This is a genomic window from Caulobacter sp. GW821-FHT10A06 (assembly GCF_059415805.1).
In genome coordinates this window covers 581,468-604,534 of the sequence record NZ_JBWKNY010000004.1, presented here as the reverse complement: position 1 = coordinate 604,534, position 23,067 = coordinate 581,468, and the positions used below count along the sequence as shown (strand labels likewise).

Sequence of the window (23,067 nt, the reverse complement as noted above, 5' to 3'; positions counted from 1 at the left end):
TAGGGGAAGGTGGAGACCGGACAGCGACCCAGAGGTGATCTTGTTGTGGCTGCTGCCTCTCGGCCCTGACCAGGTTGGCAAGGACTCCGTCCGCGCCGATCTCCAAGGCCTATATCGCGACTCCGGACGAAGGATGCAAGGCTGACGAGTCATTCAACCCGCGCTAGAGAGTCGCGCATGGCCCTTTCGATCATCACCAACACCTTCGCCGGCAACCCGTTGAACCGCGACAGCGAGCGTCGCGGCGACGAGGCCTGGCTGGCTGAAAAGCTGACCGACGCCGAATCCCTGGCCGTGGCGCTGTGGAACGGCAAGCCGCTGGTCGAGGACGTCCTGGGCGAAGACGGTCAGCCGACCGGCGTCCAGATCGCCTATCTGCGCGCGGACCTGGCCCAGGACCTGGCGGGCGGCAACGAGCGCCTGCTATATATGGGCCTGTGGAAGGACATCGCGGTCTTCGCCGTCGACGTCGAGGGCGCGGCCGATCCCGCCGAGGGTCCGCTGAAGGGCCTGGGGCGCTTTGAGGAGCTACGCGGGGTGGCCTCGACCATGCCGCCGGCCGACGCCGGCATCCTGGCCACCGCCAAGTCGATGTTCGAATGGCGCCGCCGCCACCGCTGGTGCAGCGCCTGCGGCCAGAAGACCGAGGTCAGCGACGGCGGCTGGAAGCGGATCTGCACGGCCTGCGAAACCGAACACTTCCCGCGCACCGACCCGGTGGCGATCATGCTGGCCCTGCACGAGGGCAAGTGCCTGCTGGGCCGCCAGGCGGCCTGGCCCGCCGGCATGTTCTCGGCCCTGGCCGGCTTCATCGAGCCCGGCGAGACCATCGAGGAAGCCTGCGCCCGCGAGCTGCAGGAAGAGGCCGGCCTGAAGGCGACCGCCGTGCGCTACCACTCCAGCCAGCCCTGGCCGTGGCCGGGCTCGCTGATGATGGGCCTGATGGCGGATGTCGAGACCGCCGACGCCGCGCCGGACCAGACCGAGCTGGAAGAGGTGCGCTGGTTTACCAAGGAAGAGGCCCAGCAGCTGATCAAGGGCGAGCTGGAGGGGGTGTTCGCCCCGCCGCCGCTGGCGATCGCGCATCAGTTGATCAAGGCTTGGGCGGAGGAGGCGTAGGCTACGGACTCTGCTCCCCCGCTGGGGGAGCTGTCGGCGAAGCCGACTGAGGGGGCGTCGCCGGCCGATGCCGAGCTACCCCCTCCGGCCCTCTGGGCCACCTCCCCCAGAGGGGGAGGAGATTTCAGAGCTTGCCCCTTACCGGAACGGCGGCTCGTCGAACGCCCGCAGTTTCCGCGAGTGCAAGTTCGGCCCTTCGGCGTGCAGCAGCTTGCAGGCCATGATCCCGATCTGCAGGTGCTGGCTGATCGCCCGCTCGTAGAAGGCATTCGCCTGCCCCGGCAGCTTGATCTCGCCGTGCAGCGGCTTGTCCGACACGCACAGCAGCGTCCCGTACGGCACCCGGAAACGATAGCCCTGGGCCGAGATGGTCGCCGACTCCATGTCGATGGCCACGGCCCGGCTCTGGTTGAAGCGCAGAGCCGAGAGGCTGTGGCGCAGTTCCCAGTTGCGGTCGTCGGTGGTGACCACGGTGCCGGTGCGCAGGCGCTTCTTCAGCTGGTCGCCGCTGTCGCCGCTGATCGCCTTGGAGGCGTCGTAAAGCGCCCGCTGGACCTCGGCGATCGAGGGCACAGGGATTTCCGGCGGCAGCACGGCGTCCAGCACGTGGTCGTCGCGCAGATAGGCGTGGGCCAGGACGTAGTCGCCGATGGTCTGGGTGTCGCGCAGGCCGCCGCAGTGGCCGATCATCAGCCAGGCTTGCGGGCGCAGCACCGCCAGGTGGTCGCAGATCGTCTTGGCGTTGGACGGACCGACGCCGATGTTCAGCAGCGTCACGCCCGCGCCGCCCGGGGCCATCAGGTGATAGGCCGGCATCTGGTGCTTGCGCCAGGTCGACTCCGCCACCGCCAGTTCCGGATTGACCGTGTTGGCGGTGATGGTCAGGCCGCCCGCGCACGACAGGGCCGTGTAGGGGCTGTCGGGCTGCTGCAGCTGCTCGATGCTCCAGCGCACGAACTCGTCGACATAACGATTGTAGTTCGTGAACAGGATGAACTGCTGCACGTCCTCGGCCGGCGTGCCGGTGTAGTGCTTGAGGCGCGCCAGCGAAAAGTCGGTGCGCAAGCCATCGAACAGCGACAGCGGGCGCGTCTCTTCCAGGGTCGGGTCCCACACCCCGTCGGCGATCTCGTCGCCGATGAAGGCCAGGTCCGTGGTCGGGAAGAAGCGGGCGATGTCTTCGCTGCGCACGTCGGCCTGGTTCAGGTCGATGGTGGCGTCCAGAACGTAGGGATACGGGATTTCCTGGCGCGAGCGCTCGACCTCGATCTCGACCTCGAAGTCGTCCATCAGGAGGGTCAGCTGCTCGACCAGATAGTCCTTGAACTGGGCCGGCTTGGTCACGGTCGTGGAATAGACGCCGGGGCGGCTGACGCGGGCGTACGAACGGGCCAGCTTGGGCGGCAGGGCCTCGGGATCGTAGGTCAGGCGCAGCTCGGGATAGGCGAACGTACCGTCGAACCGCGCTTGCGGGTCGGGTCGGGTTCCGTTTTCGAGATAGGCGCGCAGGGCGGTCCGGAGAGCGTCGACGGCGCGTTCGTATTCGTCATTGAGCCGTTCAACGACGGCGATTGCTTTTTCTTGGTTTGACATGGGTCCTTATAGCGACGTTTTGCGACGTTGGCGAGACGCCGGCCCGGCCAAATGGGAATGATTTATTACTTACCGACGATGAGGAAGCCGCGCGCGCTTCCGTCTTCAGGATGAGCCCATTTCTTCGGCTTGGCGCGCCGTAGACAGGGCCCGACCGCCTCTAGGGCATGGACGAACCCGCGTTCGTCGGCCACAAGGGCGGAAATGCTCAAGGAAGGAGCGGATGGCGGCGCGGGCGTTCTCGTGCGTCGTTCCTTTCGGAAACCAGAACATGCCGTCGACGCCCGATAGAGGCGCCAGGGGGACTGAATGAATAAACGCTTCGCGTTCATGATCGTCGGGGCCATGGTCCTGGGCGTCGCCACGGGCTGGGCCTGCAACCAGTTTCTGGACCCCGCGCAGGCCGCCGAGGCCTCCAAGTGGTTCAAGCTGGGCACCGACCTGTTCCTGCGCCTGATCAAGATGATCATCGCGCCGCTGGTGCTGACCACCCTGATCGCCGGCATCGCCCACATGGAGGACGCCGCCTCGGTCGGCCGCATCGGCGTCAAGACCATGGGCTGGTTCATCACCGCCTCGGCCGTGTCGCTGCTGCTGGGCCTGCTGATGGTCCACATCCTGCAGCCGGGCGCGGGCCTGGTCCTGACCGACGCCGCCTCGACGGCCGCCCCGCCGGCGGCCTCGACCGAAGGCTTCACCCTGCAGACCTTCATCGTCCACCTGGTGCCGACCTCGATCTTCGACGCCCTGGCCAAGAACGAGATCCTGCAGATCGTGGTGTTCAGCCTGTTCGTCGGCACGGCCGTCGCCTCGCTGGACAACAAGGCCCCGCAGATCATGGAGCTGGCCGAGCAAGGCGCCCAGATCATGCTGAAGGTCACCAGCTTCGTGATGAAGCTGGCCCCGCTGGCCATCTTCTGCGCCCTGGCCTCGTCCATCGCCACCCAAGGCATCTCGATGCTGGTGGTCTACGGCAAGTTCGTGCTGGGCTTTTACGCCACCATGGGCGTGCTGTGGGCGCTGCTGTTCGTCGCCGCCTTCCTGGTGATCGGCAAGCGGGTGATCCCGCTGTTCGGCGTGATCCGCGACCCGGCCCTGCTGGCCTTCTCGACCGCCTCGTCGGAAGCCGCCTATCCGCGCATCCTGGACGGCCTGCCCAAGATCGGCGTGCGCCGCCGCATCGTCTCGTTCGTGCTACCGCTGGGCTACTCGTTCAATCTCGACGGCTCGATGCTGTACTGCACGTTCGCCACCATGTTCATCCTGCAGGCGCACGGCGTGCACCTGTCGATCCAGCAGCAGATCTTCATGCTGGCGCTGCTGATGGTGACCTCCAAGGGCATCGCCGGCATCCCGCGCGCCTCGCTGGTGGTGATCATGGCCACCCTCACCCACTTCGGCATGCCCGACGCCTGGATCGCGCTCGTTCTCGGCGTGGACCACTTGCTGGACATGGGCCGCAGCGCCACCAACGTCGTGGGCAACAGCGTCGCCGCCGCCGTGGTCGCCAAGTGGGAGGGCGAGCTGGACGATATCGTCCCCGACGAACCCGAGCCCGCGAAAGCCTAAGAGCACTCTCCGGAACGCTCTCAGAGACGGCCCGCTTCCCTCATCGGAAGCGGGCTTTTTCGTGTACAGTTTCAAATGTACAGTAAAAACTTGACTTCGCCCCGCCGAAGCCCAATCTCTTGAGTCGAGGGACCTTTTAGGACGACCACGCCATGAGCAAGCTCACCCACGTCACGCGCACCGCGCTGATCGGGCTCGCCATCGCCGCTGGCCTGGGCGCGACGGCTGCTTCGGCGGCTCAAGGCGATGCCCCGGCCAAGGCGACCAAGCCGCCTCGCCAGTGCTTCTACCTGTCCGACTGGCGCGGTTGGAGCGCCCCGGACAAGAACACCCTGTACCTCAAGGTCCGCAACCGCGAGGTCTATCGCGTCGACCTGTCGTATGGCTCCAACCAGCTGACCTGGCCGGGCAATCACCTGGTCTCGATCGTGCGCGGCACCGACAGCGTCTGCAGCCCGATGGACCTGGACCTGCGGGTCTCGGACGGCATGGGCTTCGCCATGCCCATCCGCGCCAAGACCATCACCAAGCTGACGCCGGAACAGATCCAGGCGATCCCCAAGAAGGACCGCCCGTAAGCGAGCCCGGCCGCTTCCTTCAGGAGGCGGCCGCGTTCAGCAGCGCCACGATCATGGCGTTGGCGGGCGTCGCGATCCCGTGCGCCGCGCCCTTGCGGACGATGACGCCGTTGCGGGCGTCCAGCTCCATCGGCCGCCCCGCCACGCGGTCGGCGTGCAGCGAGTTCATCGACTCCGGCGCCTGGCCGCGATAGCCGGCGATCACCGCGTCCGGCAGGTCGTCGGAGAGATCCGCCCCCTCGGCCCGGCCCACCGCCACGCATTCGCGCACCAGGGCCCGCATGACCTCCGCCGCGCCCTCGTCATGGGCGACGATGGCGGTCTTGAGGACCAGGGCGTTGACCGCCCCGGCGCAGTTCAAAGCGAGCTTCTTCCAGGCCTCGGTGGTAAAGTCCTCGACGACCTCGATCGCGATCGGCGTGTGGGCGAACAGGGCCGCGAAGCCCTCGCCCGCCGCGCCCGCCGGAACCTTGATCCAGCCATTGCGCCGCTGCAGCACCCGGCCCGGCGCCGAGCGCTCGGCCGGGATGTCGACCACCGCCGGAACCAGGTTCTCGGCCGCGACCTTGTCGGCGAACGGCACGGTGTGCTCGACCCCATTGCGCAGGATGGCCACGCGCGTTTCCGGCCCGACCAGCGCCGAGAGCCAAGCCATGGTGCCGTCGGTGTCGTAGGTCTTGGTCGCCACCAGCACCCAGTCGACCGGCGTGAGGCCTTCCGGCGACGTCGCCACGCGCGGACTGGCCGTGATCGGCCCCTCGGGCGTCTCGACCGCCAGGGTCTGGAACGGCGTGCGCACGCAGACGGTCACATCATGCGCGGGATTCTGCGCCAGCCAGGCGGCTACCGTGCCGCCTACGGCCCCCGGGCCGATCACCGCGATGCTGGTCATGCTGAAGCTCCGTACCTTGCTCTAGCGCGGTAACTAGAGCGCCGACGTGACTGGGTCACGAACTTCCGCGCACTGCCGACATCCTCGTCCTTCGACAAGCTCAGGATGAGGATGTGAGATGTACGGTGAGGACGTGAGACTCCCCCTCGGCATTCCAAACACCTCATCCTGAGCTTGTCGAAGGACGAGGTGTTTCGGCACGGATTGCGCCACCTCAATCTATAGGCGCATCATCGCGAAGCAGGAGCATCCGCGATGCATGACGTCCAATCAGCCTGGGTCTACATCCTGCGCTGCGCCGACGGCATGTACTACGTCGGCTCGCATCGCGGCCCAGATCCCAACACCCGCGTCGCCGAGCACAATGCCGGCCTCGACCCGAAGGCCTTCACCTACAAGCGCCGCCCCGTCGAGCTCGCTTGGACGGGCGAATTCCAGTTCATCACCGACGCCATCGCGTTCGAGCGGCAGCTGAAGGGCTGGAGCCGCGCAAAGAAAGAGGCGGTGATCCGTGGCGATTGGAAAGCGCTTCCCGGTCTGGCGCAGTGCCGAACACCTCGTCCTTCGACAAGCTCAGGATGAGGTGTTGTGGGGGTGCGATGAGGTGCAAAGGCCGCAGCCTTTCCACGTCCTCATCCTGAGCCTGTCGAAGGACGAGGAAGTCGGCGCTGCCTCCGCCGCAGCTCCAGAACGACGAAGGGCGAGACCATGCGGCCCCGCCCCTCACCACGCCCCTCGTAAAAGGCCTATTCCGCCGGCGTCAGGTCCGTGCGCTTCTTCATCATCTCGTCGAAGCTGGTCCACACACCCTCGGCGCCGTGCCACTGACCCTTGGTCGCGGCCTTGGAATATTCGGTCGCGCGGGCTTCGAAGAAGTTGGCGTGCTCGACGCCCGACAGCAGCGACTGCAGCCACGGCAGCGGGTTTTCCTTCACGCCGTACACTTCCGGCAGCTGCAGCTGGCGCAGGCGCCAGTCGGCGATGAAGCGGATGTACTGCTTGATGTCGTCGGGGGTCATGCCCTGGATGTCGCCGGCCTCGAAGGCCAGGTCGATGAAGGCGTCCTCCATCTTCACCACGGTCTTGCAGCAGTCGACGATGTCATCCGCCACCGACTTGGTGACCGCGTTCGTTTCCTTGTTGAACGCATGGTACAGCTTGATGATGCCGTCGCAGTGCAGGCTCTCGTCGCGGATCGACCACGAGACGATCTGGCCCATGCCCTTCATCTTGTTGAAGCGCGGGAAGTTCATCAGCATCGCGAACGAGGCGAACAGCTGCAGGCCTTCGGTGAAGCCGCCGAACATCGCCAGCGTGCGGCAGATATCCGCGTTCGAGTCGACGCCGAAGGTCTGCATGTAGTCATGCTTGTTCTTCATGGCCTCGTATTCCATGAAGGCCGAGAACTCGGTCTCGGGCATGCCGATCGTCTCGAGCAGCAGGGCGTACGCCGCGATATGGATCGTCTCCATGTTCGCGAACGAGGCCAGCATCATCTTCACTTCGGTCGGTTTGAACACCCGACCGTAGCGCTCCATGTAGTTGTCCTGCACCTCGACGTCGGACTGCGTGAAGAAGCGGAAGATCTGCGTCAGCAGGTTCCGTTCCTTGTCGTTCAGCTTGACGGCCCAGTCCTTGAGGTCCTCGCCCAGCGGCACCTCTTCCGGCATCCAGTGGACCTGCTGCTGCTTCTTCCAGAAGTCGTAGGCCCACGGATAACGGAACGGCTTGTAGCCGCCCGAGGGGGTCATCAGGCCGGGCAGGATGAGCGACGACGGAGCGGACATGCGGAGCCTCGGAGCAGAATCGTCGAACAGACGCTAAGTTGACTCACCCTATCAAAGCGACGGCTGCCATCTAGTGGTCGTGACGTCGCACCCACACAAGATGTTGTGAGTAGGGTGTGGATAATTCGGGAGTCGACGATGACCGCCTACCGCCTGTTCAGCGCCCTGGGCTCGGGCGGCGTACCCGTCGAAGCCGCTATGTCCTTGATCGGCCTGCCCTATGAGGTGGTCGAGGCTCCCACCTGGGAGGGCGAAGCCGAGCAGGCCAAGGTCGCCACGGTCAACCCGCTGAAACAGATCCCAGCCTTGGTCACGCCCGACGGCGAGACCATCACCGAGAGCGCGGCGATCCTGATCTGGCTAGCGGACCGCTACCCGGAAGCGCGGCTTGGCCCGGCCATCGACGATCCGCGCCGCGCCCAGTTCCTGCGCTGGATGACCTTCATCCCGGCCTCGATCTATTCGCTGTTCTGGGTGCGGGACGACCCTTCACGCCTGGGCGGCTCGGACGCGGAGGTCGGCGCGCGGATCAAGGCCGCGACGGCCGAGCGCATCCTCGACTGCTGGGCGATGATGGAGAGCCAGCTGACGCCGGGGCGCTACCTGCTGGGCGACGAGCTGACGGTGCTGGACCTGTACGTCACGGTGGTGAGCCGCTGGGGGCCGAGGCGGGTGCGGTTCTACGAGGTCGCGCCGAGGATGGCGGAGGTGGTGAAGCGGGTGGACGCGGACCCGAGGCTGGCGGAGTTCTGGCCCAAGCGGTTCCCGTTCTTCGAGGGATGGGAGCGGCTAGGGCAGCAGGAATGACACTCTGACGCGTTAGTGATTAAAAAATCTACCCCAAGTTACACCCTTGCCTCGTAGCGTTAAATGACCGTGCTGCTTGTACAGCTCGCTCCGAGGGATAAAGAATGCCACTACCACATGAGCAAAGAGACGAGATACTTGCATACTGCAAGCGAGATCTCCCCGGAGATCTAGCTTGGCACACCGATCAGTTTAATTTTATAGCTGATGATAGTCTAAAATCGAGCCTAGGAAGAGCGTACTACTCAGCACGATATGTATACAAGTTGATGGAAGCCCTCCGGCCAGAAGAAGAATTCTCGCACCCGTTCGTCAAATTTCAAATTATCCAATATGCCTCGATTTATGAGGCTGTAGTAGCATACCTTCTATGGACAGTTTTTGCCGATCATGAAGAGGTAAAACAGCTTCAGACGCATAAGTCTTACAAGCCAGTTTCAGCATTTGGCAGTCTAACCAGCGTGACTTATGATGGTGAGAAGATTTTCCCATGCGTGTATAAGGATTCAAAAACTCAACGCAGCAGCATACCATTCAAGGACAAGGTCGATTGCGCTGTGAGATTGGGCCTAATTGATGAGGCCTATTCTGGAGATATCAAAAAAACCTACGATCTTAGAAACTTAGCACACCTCGAAGCGGAGGCTCAGCGTCAAATTGAGGTGGAGTTGGAAGAATCCAAAACGGGATATTGGCGCCTAAAGCCCTTCCTCGAGAGGATTAGCGAAATACTGAAAGACAACACATCAATTTGATTGAAGCGGGACATTAGTCACACGCTCCGAATGACCTCCCCACCGACCTCCTCGAGGTCGGTGCGATCCTTAAATCTCTTGGAGGCTGCAGCGTGCAGGGCTGATCAGGTCAGTCAAGAACCGCCCTCCGGGCGGCCGCGCGGCGGCGACGCGGAGCGTCGTCCTTGAGTGACCTGATCAGCCCTGCGACCGTCTCGCCGTGAGATGTAAGGAGGGCTCCTTCTCGGGCGAGAAGGAATTCCGACACCCCCTCCCCGTCATCCCGCGACTTGTTCGCGGGACCCATTTGTCCGCCGCACGTGAAGTGCGGACCTAGGCTCTCACGTGGAAGCTGAACCATGGGTCCCGCGCATAAAGCGCGGGATGACGGAGTGGGGTATGACCTTGCTCATAACGGCGCCTGCGACCTCACCGACGCATCATTCTTCCCCCGAACCTCTTTACCCAGCCCAGCTTCGCCGCTAGAAGCACCCTCGATGCAATTCGCCGCGACTAAAATTATTACCCGCAAAACGACCCGCTTCGGTGGGGCGGCGGGTATGCGCGCGATCTAAGCGGCATCCTCGAACCAGCCCCGCCGATGGCGCGGGGCGGCTCTCTCTCGACGAGATCTGACAGCTCCCCGCGCTCCTAGACACCAGGAGACGCCTTCCATGAGCTTCAAGTTTTCCCGATCCAATCCGCCGCGCGTCGGCGTCGTCGGCGCCACCGGCCTGGTGGGCGGCATGATGCGCGAGCTGCTGGCCGAGCGGGACTTCCCGGTCGCGCAGCTGCGCCTGTTCGCCTCCGCGCGATCGGCCGGGAGCAAGATCGACTTCAAGGGCCAGGAAGTGATCGTCGAGGACGCCTCGACCGCCGACTTCGCCGGTCTGGACATCGTGTTCTTCTCGGCTGGCGGCGACACCTCGCGCCAGCTGGCCCCCAAGGCCGCCGCGGCCGGGGCCGTGGTGATCGACAACAGCTCGGCCTGGCGCTCGGACCCGGACGTCCCGCTGGTGGTGGCCGAGGTCAATCCGCATGCGCTGAACGACATCCCCAAGGGCATCGTCGCCAACCCCAACTGCACCACCATGGCCGCCATGCCGGTGCTCAAGCCCCTGCACGAGAAGGCCGGCCTGAAGCGCCTGACCGTCAGCACCTACCAGGCCGCGTCGGGCGGCGGGGTCGAGGGCATCCAGGTGCTGTCCGAGCAGCTGCGCGCCGGCGCGGCGGGCGACCTGGACGGCCTGGCGATGTCGCCGGACGCCGCGCCGCTGCCGGAAGCGCGCAAGTGGGCCGTGCCGCTGGCCTATAACGTCGTGCCACTGAACTACGTGCTGGGCGAGGACGGCTATACCGAGGAAGAGCTGAAGCTGCGCGACGAGAGCCGCAAGATCCTGGAGCTGCCGGGCCTGCCGGTCTCGGGCACCTGCGTGCGCGTGCCGGTCTTCACCGGCCACTCGCTGTCGATCAACGCCGAGTTCGAGCGTCCGCTGTCGGTGGCCGAGGCGACGCAGCTGCTGGACGCCGCGCCGGGCGTGGTGGTCGAGGCCGTGCCGAACCCGCTGGCCGCCACCGGCCAGGATCCGGTGTTCGTGGGCCGCATCCGTCCGGACCCGACCGTGGAGCACGGCCTGGCCCTGTTCGTGGTCGGCGACAACCTGCGCAAGGGCGCGGCGCTGAACGCGGTGCAGATCGCCGAAGTGATGCTGGACGCGTAGGTTCGCTACGGGGCGGGCGGCTAGACCGCTCGTCCCATCGGCCAATGCACGTCCACCTCCGCCGCCAGGAAGTCGATGAACGCCCGCACCCGCGCGGGCAGCGGTCCGGCATGGCCGACATAGACGGCGCTGACCGTCTCCAGCTCGCCGGAATTGAACTCATCCAGCACCGGGACCAGCCGCCCCGCCCGGATGTGGTCGATGATGTGGAAGATGCCCAGCTTGGTGATCCCCTGCCCGGCCAGGGCCAGGTGCGTGGCGCTTTCGCCGTCGCCGACCAGGGCGCCGCCTTGGGCGGGGTAGCTGACCCGCTCGCCACCGATCAGGAACGGCCATTCATCGGACTGGCGTGAGAAGTTGAAGGTGATCAGGTCGTGCTTGGCCAGATCGTCGGGATGCTTGGGCGCCCCCCGGCGCGCCAGGTATTCGGGCGAGGCGACCAGGACGGTGCGGCTGTCGCCCAGCTTCCTGGCGACCAGCTGCGAAGGCCGCATCGGCCCCACGCGGATGGCGACCTCGGCGCGTTCGTCCAAGAGGTCGATCACCTGGTCGGTCAGGGTCACGTCGACCTGGACCTGCGGGTAGAGCGCCGAGAACTTCGGGATCAGCGGAAACAGGTGGTGCAGGCCGAACGGCACATTGGCGTTGATCCGCAGCCGGCCGCGCGGCACGGCGCAGGCGGCGACCGAGCGCTCGGCCTCATCCAGATCAGCCAGCACCCGCAGGGAGCGCTCATGGAAGGTCAGGCCCTCAGCGGTCAGTTGCAGCTTGCGGGTCGAGCGCATCACCAGCCGCGAGCCGAGCCGCGCTTCCAGCCGCGCCACCAGCTTGCTGACCGCCGACGGGGTCATCGACATGGCCTTGGCGGCGGCCGTGAAACCGCCCTCCTCGACAACGCGGGCGAAGACCTCCATCTCTCCGGAGCGGTTGATCTCCTGACGGGCCATCGTTCCCTCAAGTCACAAGTGAAGTTCCTGACCGCAATCTAATTCATCGAACACCAAGACGCTATCTCCCGCTCCGACCATTCACCGGAGCCGGCTGTCATGCCTCTCGCCCTCTATGCCCTGACCGTCGGCGCCTTTGGCATCGGCGTCACCGAATTCATCATCATGGGCCTGCTGATGCAGGTCTCCGCCGATCTCGGCGTCTCGATCCCGGCCGCCGGCCTCTTGATGACCGGCTACGCCCTGGGCGTCTTTGTTGGCGCGCCGATCCTGACCCTGGCCACCCGCCGCCTGCCCCGGAAGACCACACTGCTGGTGCTGATGGCGATCTTCACCTTGGGCAACATCCTGGCCGCCATCGCCCCGACCTACGGGATCCTGATGGGCGCGCGCCTGGTCACGGCCCTGGCGCACGGGACGTTCTTCGGCGTCGGCTCGCTGGTCGCCGTCTCGCTGGTGCCGCCCGAACGCAAGGCCTCGGCCATCGCCATCATGTTCACCGGCCTGACCATCGCCACCCTGCTGGGCGTGCCGTTCGGCGCCTGGCTGGGCCTGGCCTTCGGCTGGCGGATGGCCTTCTGGGCCGTGGCCGGCGTCGGTGCCGTGGCGCTGATCGTCCTGGCCGCCCTGGTCCCCAGCGCCCAGGAGAAGGTCGAGCCCGCGCCGCTGCGCGAGGAGTTCGCCGTCCTCGCCCGCCCGCAGGTGCAACTGGGCCTGGCCATGACCGTCCTGGGCTTCGGCGGCGTGTTCGCGGTCTTCACCTACATCCAGCCGATCCTGATGGAGCTGGCTGGCTTCTCGAAGGAGGCCGTCTCGCCGATCCTGCTGGTGTTCGGCGCGGGCCTGGTGGCCGGCAACCTGGTCGGCGGCCGCTGGGCCGACAAGGGGCTGAACGCGGCCCTGGTCGGGACCCTGGTCGCGCTGACCGTGGTCATGGGCGCCTCGGCCTTCGCCTTCCATAGCCAGATCGGCGCCGTGATCGCCGCCTTCCTGCTGGGCGCGGCCGCCTTCGCCACCGTCGCCCCGCTGCAGATGCGGGTGCTGAGCCAGGCCGGCGGTGCGGGCCAGGGCCTGGCGTCCAGCCTGAACATCGCCGCCTTCAACCTGGGTAACGCCTTCGGCGCCTGGCTGGGCGGGGCGGTGATCGCCCACGGCCCGGGCCTGTCGGCCGTGCCCTTGATCGCCGCCGCCGTGCCGCTGTCGGCGCTGGCCTTGGCTTTCTTCAGCCTGTCCCTCGAACGCCGCACGCCGGCCCTCGCCTAGGAGATCCCCCGATGGAATACCGCACGCTGGGCCGCTCCGGCCTGAAGGTCCCCGCCCTGTCGTTCGGCGCCGGCACGTTCGGCGGCCAGGGCCCGCTGTTCTCGGCCTGGGGTGACACCGACATCGCCGGCGCCCGCCGCATCGTCGACATCGCGCTGGAAGCCGGCATGACCCTGTTCGACAGCGCCGACGTCTATTCGAACGGCGCGTCCGAGGAGATCCTGGGCGCCGCTCTCGAAGGCCGCCGCGACCAAGCGCTGATCTCGACCAAGCTGGGCCTCAACGGCGGGACCTCGCGCAAGGCGCTGATCCCCGGCGTCGAGGCGGCCCTGAAGCGCCTGAAGACCGACCGCATCGACCTCTTGCAACTGCACGCCTTCGACGGGACCACGCCGGTCGAGGAGACGCTTTCGGCGCTGGACGACCTCGTCCGCAGTGGCAAGGTCCTCTATGTCGGCGCCTCGAACTTCGCCGGCTGGGAGCTGATGAAGTCCCTGGCCGCCGCCGATCGTGACGGCCGGCCGCGCTACGTCGCCCACCAGGCCTACTATTCGCTGGTCGGTCGCGACTACGAGTGGGAGCTGATGCCGCTGGCCGCCGACCAGGGCGTCGGGGCCATGGCCTGGAGCCCGCTGGGCTGGGGTCGCCTGACCGGCAAGATCCGTCGCGGCCAGCCGCTGCCGCAGACCAGCCGCCTGCACGACACCGCCGACGCCGGCCCGCCCGTGGACGACGAACGCCTCTACCGCGTGGTCGACGCCCTGGACGCCATTGCCGCCGAGACCGAGAAGACCATCCCGCAGGTGGCCATCAACTGGCTGCTGCAGCGCCCGACGGTGTCCAGCGTCATCATCGGCGCCCGCACCGAGGAACAGCTGCGCCAGAACCTGGGCGCGGTCGGCTGGAACCTGACCGCCGAGCAGGTCGCGCGGCTGGATGCGGCCAGCGCCGTGACACCGGCCTATCCCTACTATCCGTACTGGCGCGAGGGTGGGTTTAGGGACCTCAATCCGCCGCTAGTCTAGCGGGCCCGAAACCTCGTCCTTCGACAAGCTCAGGATGAGGTTTCTACTGAAACGCCTCAGCCATGATCCTCATCCTGAGCCTGTCGAAGGACGAGGATCACGCAGGGCATTTCAGTCCCTACCCAACACCCGACGCAGGAAGGCGGTCATCTCGGCTTCCCGCGTCGCGTCGGGCTTGTCTTCCAGCACGCCGCGCCGCCCCTCGGGGATGTGCTCGGCCGGGTCGCCATTGGCGTGGAAGATGTAGTGCTCGAAGAAGGCCCGCCAGGCGTTGCGCCGCTTGGCGGGCAGTCGGCGTACGTTGCGCAGCGCATGCACGAAGGCGTCGAACGGCTGGCCGCCCGGCATGTCCGCCGGCTCCCACCAGTAGTTGACCAACAGGTTCAGCGGCCCCGTCGCCTGGACGTGGTGCCACCACAGGGTCGGGATGTAGATCGCGTCACCCGGCTCCAGCTCCGCGACCAGAGCGCTCTCCAGCGCCTGGGCGAACTTGGGAAAGCGCTCCAGGTCCGGATTATCCAGCGACACCAGGCTGACCGGCCGCCCCGCCGGCGTGAAGTCCAGCGGGCCGATATAGAGGTTGCCGACCTGGTCGGGCGGAAACAGCGTGAAGCGCCGCTGGCCGCTGACCACCACGGCGATGTTGTCGGACATGTCGTGGTGGGTCTGGATGATCGAGGCGTTGCCCAGCCACAGGCGCGGCGCGATCTTGTCGTCCAGCAGGTCCAGGGCGTTGTCGCGCTCGAACCCCGGCAGCACCGGCGCGATCGGGGTCGAGCCCACATAGATGGCCGGCGGCTCGGGATGGTCGGCCAGCCGCAGCAGTTCGTCCAGCACCGGGCTCAGCGGGGCCGAGCGCCGGTCGAAGTTCATGCCCCGGCCGCCCTCGTCATAGAAGAACCGCCCGCCGATGGCCGGCGCGCCCAGCATGGCCTCGACCATCGCGCCCTTGTCGAAGCGCTTGAGATAGTCGGCCAGGGCCCTGGGCGAGGTCCGCGCGGCCTTCACCGCCGGCCAGTCGCGCGCGACGCCGCGCAGCACGGTCGGCTGGTAGAGCGGGGTCAGGTCGCGGTTGAAGGTCTCGGCGTCGATCTCGAGGATCTCGGACAGCCGACCGGGCGAGGTCATGGAGGACGCGGACTTTTTTCGAAAAGGTGAGCGCTGTCAGGCTAGGCGGGCAAATCGGCGGTCGCGTTACCGAACGTTGCGGGACCGCAAAGAACGGCTGATCGGCCTCGCCAAACCCCGGAATGCTGCTAAGCAGCGCTTTATGCTGACCGATCCGTTCTTCTACGCGGTGGCGATCCCCGCCGTGATCCTGCTGGGCCTGGCCAAGGGCGGCTTCGCGGGGATCGGGGTGGTGGCCGTGCCGCTGATGGCCCTGGCCGTGTCGCCGGTCATGGCCGCCTCGATCACCTTGCCGATCCTGCTGGTCCAGGACGTGGTCAGCGTCTGGGCGTTCCGGAAGAGCTGGGACAAGGGCCTCTTGATCCTGATGCTGCCCGCCGCCGCGGTCGGCATCTTCTTGGGTTGGGCGTTGGCGGCCTTCGTCAAGGAGGCCGCCGTCGAGCTGGCCGTCGGCGCGATCTCGGTGGTCTTCGCCCTGCAACGGCTGTGGGCCGAGCGCGCGGTCAAGGCCGCCGCCCAGGTCGAGGCGGGGCCTGCCCGGCCCTGGCTGGGCGCCCTGTGCGGCGCGGCGGCCGGCTTCACCAGCCAGATCGCCCACGCCGGCGGCCCGCCGTTCCAGATCTATGTCCTGCCCCGCCGGCTGGCGCGCGATACGTTCATCGGCACCAGCGCCATCTTCTTCGCCGTGGTGAACTGGATGAAGGTGCCGGCCTATGTCGCGCTCGGCCAGTTCACCCCCAAGGTGCTGATGACCGCCGGGGTGCTGCTGCCCCTGGCCATCGCCTCCACCTGGGGCGGGGTCTGGGTGGTGCGCCGGGTGCCCGCCGAGGGCTTCTACAAGGTGATCTATGTCCTGCTGGTGGCCGTCGGCGGCAAGCTGGTCTTCGACGGGGCGCGGGGCCTCTTCTTCTAGAGTCGCTTTATCGGCCCATCGTGTCGCCGACGCCCTTTCGCGGCCACGATGATCGACGCTTATATGTCACGGAACGAACCTAGCGTTCGCACGTACTTCCACCGGACTGGGCGGGGCCATGACTGCGACCACCAACACGACCGACATCGTCGTTGAGAAGCCGGCGACGCACTATCCCACGCCGGCCGCCAAGTGCGCCGACCTGGTGGTGCACCTGGCCGGCTTGGCCTGCGCCCTGCTGGGCGGCGGCATCCTGCTGGGCCTGGCCATGGGCCTGGGCGACCTGAAGCAGGTGGCGGCCGTCAGCGTCTATTCCGTGGGCCTGATCCTGATGCTGTCGCTGTCGACCGCCTACAACTTCGCCAAGGCCCGCTGGCGCCCGCTGCTGCGCCGCTTCGACCATGCCGGCATCTTCGTGATGATCGCCGCCTCGTACACGCCCTTCACCACCCAGAACCTGACCGGCTGGTGGGCCATCGGCATGACCTCGGCGGTCTGGACCGTGGCGGCCATCGGCGTGGCGGCCAAGCTGTTCCTGCCGGGCCTGGACAAGCGTTTTTGGGTCGGCCTGTACCTTGCCCTGGGCTGGCTCGTTTTGGTCGCCATCAAGCCGATGATCGACGGCCTGTCGTGGGTGGCCCTGCTGCTGCTGGCCATCGGCGGCGTCGTCTATTCCACCGGAACCATCTTCTACCTGATGCGTCGCCTGAAGTTCCGCCGCGCCATCTGGCACGGCCACGTCATTGGCGGCGCCGGCCTGCACTATGCGGCCGTCCTGGTGGGCGTGGTGCTGGCCAGCTCGCACTAAGAGGACCGCCTTGGATCGGGACCCGAACGGCAAGATCAGCCTCCAGGGCTTCTTCAAGGACTGGAAGACCGCCGATCCGCTGCGCGGCAAGCGCCTGCCGTCGCCGCCGTCCGACCGCCATGTCGAGGCCGCCGGTTTTCCCGGCGTGCGCCTGTCGGTCGACCAGGCCGACGACGCCCTCAAGAGCGCCGCCGACCGCCTGGCGCCGCTGCGCTCGCTGATCGGCCGCGATGAGTTCAACATTCTGGCCCTGTCCGGCGGCGCGGCCGGCGGCGCCTATGGCGCGGGCGTGCTGACGGGCCTCTCGAAGGCCGGCCGCCGTCCCGACTTCGCCATCGTCACCGGCGTCAGCACCGGGGCCCTGATCGCCCCGCTGGCCTTCCTGGGCGCGGCCTGGGACGAGCGCCTGACCGACGCCTATGTCGGCGGCCACGCCACCGAGCTGCTCAGCCTGCGCCGCCTGGCCCCCGCGCTGGGCCCCAGTATCTTCAAGGGCGAGAGCCTGGACGCCCTGGTCGAGACCTTCGTCGACCAGGAGATGGTCGAGGCCATCGCCGTCGAGCACCGCAAGGGCCGGCGCCTGCTGATCGCCACCACCAATCTCGACAGCCAGCGGGCCGTGGTCTGGGACATGGGCGAGATCGCCACCCACGGCGGCGACGAGGCCCTGAAGCTGTTCCGCAACCTGCTGGTCGCCTCGTCCTCGGTGCCGGGCATCTTCCCGCCCAAGCTGATCGAGGTCGAGGTCGACGGCCACCGCTATCAGGAAATGCATGTCGACGGCGGGGTGGCCGCGCCGCTCTTCTTGATGCCCGACGCCCTGCTGCACTGGCGCAACCTCGGCCCCCGCTTCCGCCGCGGCCGGGTGCATGTGATCGTCAACACGGTGCTGGATCCCTCGACCCAGTCGACCCCGCCGGGCGTGGCCTCGATCATGGCCCGCAGCTTCGACACCATGCTGCGGTTCTCATACCGCCAGGCGCTGAGCCTGGCCGCCGGCTTCTGCTCGCGGCACAATCTGCCGCTCAGCGTGGCCTCGATCCCCAACAGCTTCGAGGGCATCAACCTCCTGAAGTTCGAGACCGACCTGATGCGCGGCATCTATGACGCCGGCCACCAGCTGGCCCTGGAAGGCGGCGCCTGGACCAGCGCGGTCGAGGAACAGAGCCTGTGGCGCGGCCTCTTCAAGAAGCAGGTCCCGTCGATCTCGGCCGGCACGGGCGTCATCGTCCGCGACGAACCCGGCCCGGTGGGGGTCGAGGCGCCGTTGGAGCCTTAGGGCCGCCCGAACACCGTTCAGCCACGGTTCACACGGCCAAGCTCTAAGCTCGCCCCATGTCCAGCCTGGGGAGAAACGAGCGGATGCGGAAGCTGCTGATCGCCGGCGCGGCCCTGGCCCTCGCCAGTTGCGCCACCATGACCCCGGAACAGTGCCTGCAAGGAAATTGGCACGGGGTCGGCTATGGCGACGGCGCCAGCGGCTATCCGATGAGCCGCATCGACAACCACGCCAAGGCGTGCGCCAAGACCGGCGTCACGCCTGACCCCCTGCTCTACGCCCAGGGCCGCGACGAGGGCCTGGTCCGCTACTGCACCGAGATGAACGGTTTCGCCGTCGGACGCGCCGGCAGCGTCTACTACAATGTCTGCCCGCAACCGGCCGAGCCCGCCTTCCTGGGCGGCTATGCCGATGGCGAGCGGGTCCATGCCGCCACCCAGCGGCTGGAATCGGCCAAGTCCGATCTCAGCTCGGCCGACTCCCGCGCCGACAAGCGGGCGCGTCAGGCCGACGGGGTCGAGGACGAGCTGCGCAACCCCAAGCTCACCGACGAACAGACGCGAGAGCTGCGTGATCGTCTGCAGCGCCTGCGCCGCGAACGGCGGGAGGCCGTCGAGGACGGCCGCCGGGCCGAGGCCGCGATCCGCGACGCCGAGCAGGAGGTCGACGACCTGAAGGCGCGCTTCTCGCCGCATTACGGACGGTGGCTTTAGTCAGCGCACGTCCTAGCGGCCGAAAGGTTCCCGTCGCGCTCCTGAAATCTTCGTGTGTTGTCCTGTCCGTTCCGCGCGCCAGTATCGCGCCCGGAGAGGGAGCTTCACACACATGCACACGAGTTTTCGCCAAGGCGATCTGCTGATCCGCACCGGCATGGACCTGCCGCACCTGGGCGTCTTCGCCGGTCAGGTCTACGAGGTCGAGGCGTATGAGGCCCAGCACCCCGAGGGTCTGTTCCTGAAGGGCTGGATCGAGGGTTTTGATCCGCTGAACTTCCGCCCGCACCAAACTGCTGCGAGCTAGGGCGGTCGGCGTCTAGGCCTTCTTCAGCCAGCGCGCGCGCAGCTTGGCCACGTTCGGCGGGTCGCTGCGGAAATCCGAAGCCAGGCCCAGGCGGGCATTGCACGACGGGCAGCGCACCGAGTCCTCGTCGGCCAGCTCGGTCGGCGGGTCGAAGCGCGTGCCGCACGGCTTGCACTTCCAGTCGCCAGTCGCCGGAGGCGGCGGCGGCTCGACCGGCGGCGGGGCCTGCGGCGTGAACACGGTCGTGCGGGCCGACGGCTTGACCATGCGTTCGAGCGGCGGCGGACCGCCAGGAGCGGCGACCGCGCTCTTCAGGCTCAGGGTCTTGCGGCGCGGGGGCTCGCTCTCGCTCATGGTCTCGCTAGCGCAGTGAAAGGACCGGCGCTTGCTGCATGAAAGCGGCCGGAAACACAAGCTTTATAGGGCTGAAAGCCTTTTACCAGTGCGGTTTCAGGCTGAACGACAGCGCCACCACGTCATCCTTTTGCGTGGCCAGGCCCATGATGCCTTCCTTGGCGCGGATCTCGCGGTGGATATAGCCGAGCGAGGCCTGCATCGGACCACGCCGCCAAGCGACGCCGGCCTGGCTGTCGCCGATCAGGCGGCTGGTGGTGTCCTGGGTGAGGCCCGCGCGGCTCCAGTCGCCGTTCTGGCCGCGCAGCATGTTGAAGCCGACGGCCCGGCCGCTGGCGGCGGCGAAGATGTACCAGCGCCCGCGCATCCCGAAGGCGTCGTCGCCCTCGCGCACGCCCAGGGCGTCGTTCACCCGGTCGCCCATGTTCTTCTTCCGGCCCAGGCGCACGGTGGCGCCAGCCTCGGCCGAGCCGCCGGCCGCGCCGAAGCCCACGCCGGCATGCGGCGTCACGTCGAGGGCGAACCTGCGGCCCTTCAGGGTGACGGCGGCCGGCCAGCCGCGGGTCACGGTCACGTCGACGTCCTGGACGTCGTAGGCGTCGCTGTCGGGACGGACCAGGGTCAGGGGCGCGACGCCGGCCGTGCGGGCCACGCCAGCCATCGAGACGCGGACGCTGTCGATCGGGCCGCCAACCGCGGCCTGGCGCGTGAAGGCGTTCGAGCGCCAGGTCACCGGACCCATGCCGTCATAGAAGCGGTCGGCGTCCAGGATGCGGGCGTCGCCGGCGATGGCGGCGGCGGGCGAGAGGGCGAAACCGCCTTCGACCTGGGCTTCCGGCGCGTCGACGACGCTGGCCATGAAGCCGGTCGCGCCGTTGGGATCCAGCGGCCGCAGGGTCTCGGGTTTAACCTGGAAAGAAATCGATGTGGCAGGGTTGTGGGCGGCCGAGGCGGCCTTATCTGACGCCTTGACCTTGGCGGCCTTGGCAGCCGCACAGGCCGTCGACGCATGGGCGCCCGCCATGGCCAGAACGGCCACGAGGCACAAGATACGACGCTCCCCAGCGCTACGCATCACGGATTCCCCAATCCAACTCAGGTCCAGCCTACGCGCTTCGTTTGATGTGTCCATCGTGACGAATGCGCACATGGTGAACCGTCGTAAACGTCCGCAGTTCCGCCCGATTTCGAACACAAACGAAAACGGCGGTGTGATCACTCACACCGCCGTCTGAATATTCATCGCCTACGAGGCCTTTATTGGCAGGCCAGGCACTCGTCGTAGTCGGTCTTCTCCGGAACGTCGAAGCCGCTGTTGGCGACTTCGGCCTTCTCGTCGGCGCCGGCATAGGCCGCGCGCTGCACCGACTTGGAGCGCAGGTAGTACAGCGACTTCACGCCGCGCTCCCAGGCCATCCAGTGCAGCATGTGCAGGTCCCACTTGTCGACGTCGCCCGGCAGGAAGACGTTGACCGACTGGCTCTGGCAGATTTCCGGCGTGCGGTCGGCGGCCAGCTCGACCACCCAGCGCTGATCCAGTTCGAAGGCGGTCTTGTAGACGTCCTTCTCGTCCTGGCTCAGGAAGTCCAGGTGCTGGACCGAGCCTTCGTTCTCCAGGATCGAACCCCACACCGCGTCGGTGTTCTGGCCCTTCTCCTCGAGCAGGTTCTCCAGATAGGGGTTCTTCACCGCGAACGAGCCCGACAGGGTCTTGTGGGTGTAGATGTTGGCCGGGATCGGCTCGATGCCCGCCGACGTGCCGCCGCAGATGATCGAGATCGAGGCGGTCGGGGCGATGGCCAGCTTGTGCGAGAAGCGCTCGACCGAGCCACGGTCAGCGGCGTCCGGGCACGGGCCCTTCTCTTCGCCCAGCGCGATCGAGGCCTTGTCGGCTTCGCGGCGCAGGTGCTTGAACATCCGCATGTTCCAGCTCTTGGCCAGGGCGCTCTCGAACGGCACGTTCTGGCTCTGCAGGAAGCTGTGGAAGCCCATCAGGCCCAGGCCCACCGAACGCTCGCGCATGGCGGCGTAGGCGGCCGTGGCGGCCGCGTCCGGGGCGCGGTCGATGAAGTCCTGCAGGACGTTGTCCAGGAAGCGCATGACGTCCTCGATGAACGTCGGGTGGTCGCGCCATTCCATGAAGGTCTCGGCATTGACCGACGACAGGCAGCAGACGGCGGTGCGCTCGTTGCCCAGGTGGTCGGTGCCGGTGTGCAGCATGATCTCGCTGCACAGGTTCGACTGGCGGACCTTCAGGCCCAGCTCGCGCTGGAACGACGGCATGGCCTTGTTCACGGTGTCGGAGAAGATCAGGTAGGGCTCGCCGGTCTGCAGGCGCAGCTCCAGGACCTTCTGCCACAGGGCGCGGGCGTCGACTTCGCGCAGGACCTCGTTGGTCTTGGGCGAGCGCAGGCCGAACTTGGTCCCGTCACGCACGGCGTGCATGAACTCGTCGGTGATCGACAGGCCGTGGTGCAGGTTCAGGGACTTGCGGTTGAAGTCGCCCGACGGCTTGCGGATCTCGAGGAACTCTTCGATCTCCGGGTGGTGGATGTCGAGATAGACGGCGGCCGAGCCGCGACGCAGCGAACCCTGCGAGATCGCGAGGGTCAGCGAGTCCATCACGCGGATGAAGGGGATGATGCCCGAGGTCTGGCCCTGGCCCTTGACCTTTTCACCGATGGAGCGGACGCCGCCCCAGTAGGTGCCGATGCCGCCGCCATTGGCCGCCAGCCAGACGTTCTCGTTCCAGACGCCCAGGATGCCGTCCAGGCTGTCGTTGACGGCATTGAGGAAGCAGCTGATCGGCAGGCCGCGGTCGGCGCCGCCGTTCGACAGCACCGGCGTGGCCGGCATGAACCACAGGCGGCTCATATAGTCGTAGACGCGCTGGGCGTGCTCGGCGTCGTCGGCGAACGCCGTCGACACGCGGGCGAACATGTCCTGATAGGACTCGCCCGGCAGCAGGTAACGATCTTCCAGGGTGGTCTTGCCGAAGTCGGTCAGCAGGGCGTCGCGCGAGCGATCGACCTGGACCTTCTGCACCAGCGCCAGCTGCGGGCGCTTGGCGGGCTTGATGGCCGCCAGTCGGGCCTCGTTTCGGACGCTCGTCTTCGCCGCTTCACTGCCGTTCATGACCAAATCCATTGCTCAATCAGCGTGTTCCGGAGAAGGGACATGCCCCGGTCAGCCGCTATATCTTGTGGCTGAGGAGCCCCCTCAACCCACATATGGGGCCATAGTGGCTAACGACTCGTCAACGCCCCGGAGGCGAGTTTTTCGTTAACAACCTGTGAACGGCGCGAACTTGCGTAGGTGGGACAAGGGGTTGCCTGGGCGAACTTTTTTCAGCCGCGACAGGACGCCGCAAGGCGCCTCCAGACATCCGCCCCCGGACAACGCCGTTCGTTAACAGGATGGCCACAAGGGATAGTGGTCGGGGGTGGATGACGCCCGCGGGCGACCTTCCGCGCAAAGCCCCGGAAACCGGGCCTTCGGATCAGATGTGGGGTCGATAGGCCCCATCGCCA

23 protein-coding genes, 1 other RNA gene and 2 pseudogenes are annotated in these 23,067 nt (G+C 66.9%); 16 read left to right on the top strand and 10 right to left on the bottom strand.

Annotated elements, in window-relative coordinates; all coding sequences use genetic code 11:
- Positions 1 to 7: 7 nt before the first annotated feature.
- Positions 8 to 105, bottom strand: an RNA gene (ffs, locus tag AC07NF_RS14445) — signal recognition particle sRNA small type.
- A 72-nt stretch (positions 106 to 177) separates the two neighbouring features.
- Between ffs and nudC the strand changes: the two genes are divergently transcribed.
- Positions 178 to 1,119: an NAD(+) diphosphatase gene (nudC, locus tag AC07NF_RS14440; protein ID WP_494626900.1), complete on the top strand. Its 942-nt coding sequence runs from the start codon at positions 178 to 180 to the stop codon at positions 1,117 to 1,119.
- 138 nt (positions 1,120 to 1,257) lie between these two features.
- On the opposite strand, the gene AC07NF_RS14435 is transcribed toward nudC, so the two are convergent.
- Positions 1,258 to 2,712 carry an AMP nucleosidase gene (locus AC07NF_RS14435; protein ID WP_492815692.1) on the bottom strand — a complete coding sequence of 485 codons (1,455 nt, stop codon included), beginning with the start codon at positions 2,710 to 2,712 and terminating at the stop codon, positions 1,258 to 1,260.
- A gap of 309 nt (positions 2,713 to 3,021) precedes the next feature.
- On the opposite strand from AC07NF_RS14435, the gene AC07NF_RS14430 reads away from it, so the two are divergent.
- Positions 3,022 to 4,281, top strand: a complete 1,260-nt coding sequence (locus AC07NF_RS14430) for a dicarboxylate/amino acid:cation symporter (protein WP_494626897.1) — start codon at positions 3,022 to 3,024, stop codon at positions 4,279 to 4,281.
- 152 nt (positions 4,282 to 4,433) lie between these two features.
- Positions 4,434 to 4,859 carry a DUF6491 family protein gene (locus tag AC07NF_RS14425; RefSeq protein WP_492815694.1) on the top strand — a complete coding sequence of 142 codons (426 nt, stop codon included), beginning with the start codon at positions 4,434 to 4,436 and terminating at the stop codon, positions 4,857 to 4,859.
- A gap of 19 nt (positions 4,860 to 4,878) precedes the next feature.
- Here AC07NF_RS14425 and AC07NF_RS14420 read toward each other — a convergent pair whose 3' ends face one another.
- A complete protein-coding gene (locus tag AC07NF_RS14420) occupies positions 4,879 to 5,751 on the bottom strand; it encodes a 2-dehydropantoate 2-reductase (protein ID WP_494626894.1) in 873 nt (290 codons plus the stop codon).
- A 50-nt stretch (positions 5,752 to 5,801) separates the two neighbouring features.
- Between AC07NF_RS14420 and AC07NF_RS14415 the strand changes: the two are divergent.
- Both AC07NF_RS14415 and AC07NF_RS14410 read left to right on the top strand, forming a co-directional pair.
- Positions 5,802 to 5,942 (top strand): annotated as a pseudogene (locus tag AC07NF_RS14415) (hypothetical protein); the annotation flags it as partial.
- A 64-nt stretch (positions 5,943 to 6,006) separates the two neighbouring features.
- Positions 6,007 to 6,333, top strand: coding sequence for a GIY-YIG nuclease family protein (locus AC07NF_RS14410; RefSeq protein WP_492815696.1), 327 nt, complete (start codon positions 6,007 to 6,009; stop codon positions 6,331 to 6,333).
- A gap of 164 nt (positions 6,334 to 6,497) precedes the next feature.
- On the opposite strand, the gene AC07NF_RS14405 is transcribed toward AC07NF_RS14410, so the two are convergent.
- Entirely contained in the window at positions 6,498 to 7,538 is a 1,041-nt protein-coding gene (locus AC07NF_RS14405) for a ribonucleotide-diphosphate reductase subunit beta (RefSeq protein ID WP_494626892.1), read from the bottom strand.
- 138 nt (positions 7,539 to 7,676) lie between these two features.
- On the opposite strand from AC07NF_RS14405, the gene AC07NF_RS14400 reads away from it, so the two are divergent.
- From AC07NF_RS14400 to AC07NF_RS14385, 4 genes are all read left to right on the top strand, one after another.
- Positions 7,677 to 8,345, top strand: coding sequence for a glutathione S-transferase family protein (locus AC07NF_RS14400; RefSeq protein WP_494626890.1), 669 nt, complete (start codon positions 7,677 to 7,679; stop codon positions 8,343 to 8,345).
- Between the two features lie 104 nt (positions 8,346 to 8,449).
- Positions 8,450 to 9,100, top strand: coding sequence for a hypothetical protein (locus AC07NF_RS14395; RefSeq protein ID WP_494626887.1), 651 nt, complete (start codon positions 8,450 to 8,452; stop codon positions 9,098 to 9,100).
- 476 nt (positions 9,101 to 9,576) lie between these two features.
- Positions 9,577 to 9,654, top strand: coding sequence for a hypothetical protein (locus AC07NF_RS14390; protein WP_492816578.1), 78 nt, complete (start codon positions 9,577 to 9,579; stop codon positions 9,652 to 9,654).
- Between the two features lie 99 nt (positions 9,655 to 9,753).
- Complete coding sequence (locus AC07NF_RS14385) at positions 9,754 to 10,800, top strand: aspartate-semialdehyde dehydrogenase (protein ID WP_494626885.1); 1,047 nt, start codon at positions 9,754 to 9,756, stop codon at positions 10,798 to 10,800.
- 20 nt (positions 10,801 to 10,820) lie between these two features.
- Here AC07NF_RS14385 and AC07NF_RS14380 read toward each other — a convergent pair whose 3' ends face one another.
- Entirely contained in the window at positions 10,821 to 11,747 is a 927-nt protein-coding gene (locus AC07NF_RS14380) for a LysR family transcriptional regulator (RefSeq protein WP_494626883.1), read from the bottom strand.
- Between the two features lie 99 nt (positions 11,748 to 11,846).
- On the opposite strand from AC07NF_RS14380, the gene AC07NF_RS14375 reads away from it, so the two are divergent.
- The gene (locus AC07NF_RS14375; protein ID WP_494626881.1) at positions 11,847 to 13,010 is read left to right on the top strand and encodes an MFS transporter; all 1,164 of its coding nucleotides are present in this window, start codon (positions 11,847 to 11,849) and stop codon (positions 13,008 to 13,010) included.
- Positions 13,011 to 13,021: 11 nt separating this feature from the next.
- Positions 13,022 to 14,035: an aldo/keto reductase gene (locus tag AC07NF_RS14370; protein ID WP_494626879.1), complete on the top strand. Its 1,014-nt coding sequence runs from the start codon at positions 13,022 to 13,024 to the stop codon at positions 14,033 to 14,035.
- Positions 14,036 to 14,045: 10 nt separating this feature from the next.
- Here the strand turns inward: AC07NF_RS14370 and AC07NF_RS14365 are convergent.
- Together AC07NF_RS14365 and AC07NF_RS14360 are read right to left on the bottom strand one after the other, a co-directional pair.
- A pseudogene (locus AC07NF_RS14365) lies at positions 14,046 to 14,145 on the bottom strand (hypothetical protein); the annotation flags it as partial.
- Position 14,146: 1 nt separating this feature from the next.
- A complete protein-coding gene (locus AC07NF_RS14360) occupies positions 14,147 to 15,163 on the bottom strand; it encodes a cupin-like domain-containing protein (RefSeq protein WP_494626877.1) in 1,017 nt (338 codons plus the stop codon).
- Between the two features lie 142 nt (positions 15,164 to 15,305).
- Here AC07NF_RS14360 and AC07NF_RS14355 point away from each other — a divergent pair, with 142 nt between their 5' ends.
- The 5 genes from AC07NF_RS14355 (at position 15,306) to AC07NF_RS14335 (ending at position 19,183) form a co-directional block, all read left to right on the top strand.
- Complete coding sequence (locus tag AC07NF_RS14355) at positions 15,306 to 16,076, top strand: sulfite exporter TauE/SafE family protein (RefSeq protein ID WP_494626875.1); 771 nt, start codon at positions 15,306 to 15,308, stop codon at positions 16,074 to 16,076.
- Positions 16,077 to 16,194: 118 nt separating this feature from the next.
- Complete coding sequence (gene trhA, locus AC07NF_RS14350) at positions 16,195 to 16,884, top strand: PAQR family membrane homeostasis protein TrhA (protein WP_492815706.1); 690 nt, start codon at positions 16,195 to 16,197, stop codon at positions 16,882 to 16,884.
- A 10-nt stretch (positions 16,885 to 16,894) separates the two neighbouring features.
- Positions 16,895 to 18,163: a patatin-like phospholipase family protein gene (locus tag AC07NF_RS14345; protein WP_492815707.1), complete on the top strand. Its 1,269-nt coding sequence runs from the start codon at positions 16,895 to 16,897 to the stop codon at positions 18,161 to 18,163.
- 83 nt (positions 18,164 to 18,246) lie between these two features.
- Positions 18,247 to 18,876, top strand: coding sequence for a DUF2799 domain-containing protein (locus AC07NF_RS14340; RefSeq protein WP_494626872.1), 630 nt, complete (start codon positions 18,247 to 18,249; stop codon positions 18,874 to 18,876).
- A 112-nt stretch (positions 18,877 to 18,988) separates the two neighbouring features.
- Positions 18,989 to 19,183, top strand: a complete 195-nt coding sequence (locus tag AC07NF_RS14335; RefSeq protein WP_492815709.1) for a hypothetical protein — start codon at positions 18,989 to 18,991, stop codon at positions 19,181 to 19,183.
- A gap of 12 nt (positions 19,184 to 19,195) precedes the next feature.
- Here AC07NF_RS14335 and AC07NF_RS14330 read toward each other — a convergent pair whose 3' ends face one another.
- The 3 genes from AC07NF_RS14330 to AC07NF_RS14320 form a co-directional block, all read right to left on the bottom strand.
- On the bottom strand, positions 19,196 to 19,537 hold the full coding sequence (locus tag AC07NF_RS14330; protein ID WP_492815710.1) for a hypothetical protein: 342 nt from the start codon (positions 19,535 to 19,537) through the stop codon (positions 19,196 to 19,198).
- Positions 19,538 to 19,619: 82 nt separating this feature from the next.
- Positions 19,620 to 20,612 carry a lipid A-modifier LpxR family protein gene (locus AC07NF_RS14325; RefSeq protein ID WP_494626869.1) on the bottom strand — a complete coding sequence of 331 codons (993 nt, stop codon included), beginning with the start codon at positions 20,610 to 20,612 and terminating at the stop codon, positions 19,620 to 19,622.
- Positions 20,613 to 20,794: 182 nt separating this feature from the next.
- Positions 20,795 to 22,678 (bottom strand): ribonucleoside-diphosphate reductase subunit alpha, encoded by a 1,884-nt coding sequence (locus AC07NF_RS14320; RefSeq protein ID WP_494627577.1) that lies wholly within the window; start codon positions 22,676 to 22,678, stop codon positions 20,795 to 20,797.
- Positions 22,679 to 23,067 lie beyond the last annotated feature (389 nt).

Coding starts and splice junctions, on each gene's coding strand:
- nudC (WP_494626900.1), top strand. CDS start 178: ATGGCCCTTTCGATCATCACCAACACCTTCGCCGGCAACCCGTTGAAC.
- AC07NF_RS14435 (WP_492815692.1), bottom strand. CDS start 2,712: ATGTCAAACCAAGAAAAAGCAATCGCCGTCGTTGAACGGCTCAATGAC.
- AC07NF_RS14430 (WP_494626897.1), top strand. CDS start 3,022: ATGAATAAACGCTTCGCGTTCATGATCGTCGGGGCCATGGTCCTGGGC.
- AC07NF_RS14425 (WP_492815694.1), top strand. CDS start 4,434: ATGAGCAAGCTCACCCACGTCACGCGCACCGCGCTGATCGGGCTCGCC.
- AC07NF_RS14420 (WP_494626894.1), bottom strand. CDS start 5,751: ATGACCAGCATCGCGGTGATCGGCCCGGGGGCCGTAGGCGGCACGGTA.
- AC07NF_RS14410 (WP_492815696.1), top strand. CDS start 6,007: ATGCATGACGTCCAATCAGCCTGGGTCTACATCCTGCGCTGCGCCGAC.
- AC07NF_RS14405 (WP_494626892.1), bottom strand. CDS start 7,538: ATGTCCGCTCCGTCGTCGCTCATCCTGCCCGGCCTGATGACCCCCTCG.
- AC07NF_RS14400 (WP_494626890.1), top strand. CDS start 7,677: ATGACCGCCTACCGCCTGTTCAGCGCCCTGGGCTCGGGCGGCGTACCC.
- AC07NF_RS14395 (WP_494626887.1), top strand. CDS start 8,450: ATGCCACTACCACATGAGCAAAGAGACGAGATACTTGCATACTGCAAG.
- AC07NF_RS14390 (WP_492816578.1), top strand. CDS start 9,577: ATGCAATTCGCCGCGACTAAAATTATTACCCGCAAAACGACCCGCTTC.
- AC07NF_RS14385 (WP_494626885.1), top strand. CDS start 9,754: ATGAGCTTCAAGTTTTCCCGATCCAATCCGCCGCGCGTCGGCGTCGTC.
- AC07NF_RS14380 (WP_494626883.1), bottom strand. CDS start 11,747: ATGGCCCGTCAGGAGATCAACCGCTCCGGAGAGATGGAGGTCTTCGCC.
- AC07NF_RS14375 (WP_494626881.1), top strand. CDS start 11,847: ATGCCTCTCGCCCTCTATGCCCTGACCGTCGGCGCCTTTGGCATCGGC.
- AC07NF_RS14370 (WP_494626879.1), top strand. CDS start 13,022: ATGGAATACCGCACGCTGGGCCGCTCCGGCCTGAAGGTCCCCGCCCTG.
- AC07NF_RS14360 (WP_494626877.1), bottom strand. CDS start 15,163: ATGACCTCGCCCGGTCGGCTGTCCGAGATCCTCGAGATCGACGCCGAG.
- AC07NF_RS14355 (WP_494626875.1), top strand. CDS start 15,306: ATGCTGACCGATCCGTTCTTCTACGCGGTGGCGATCCCCGCCGTGATC.
- trhA (WP_492815706.1), top strand. CDS start 16,195: ATGACTGCGACCACCAACACGACCGACATCGTCGTTGAGAAGCCGGCG.
- AC07NF_RS14340 (WP_494626872.1), top strand. CDS start 18,247: ATGCGGAAGCTGCTGATCGCCGGCGCGGCCCTGGCCCTCGCCAGTTGC.
- AC07NF_RS14335 (WP_492815709.1), top strand. CDS start 18,989: ATGCACACGAGTTTTCGCCAAGGCGATCTGCTGATCCGCACCGGCATG.
- AC07NF_RS14330 (WP_492815710.1), bottom strand. CDS start 19,537: ATGAGCGAGAGCGAGCCCCCGCGCCGCAAGACCCTGAGCCTGAAGAGC.
- AC07NF_RS14325 (WP_494626869.1), bottom strand. CDS start 20,612: ATGCGTAGCGCTGGGGAGCGTCGTATCTTGTGCCTCGTGGCCGTTCTG.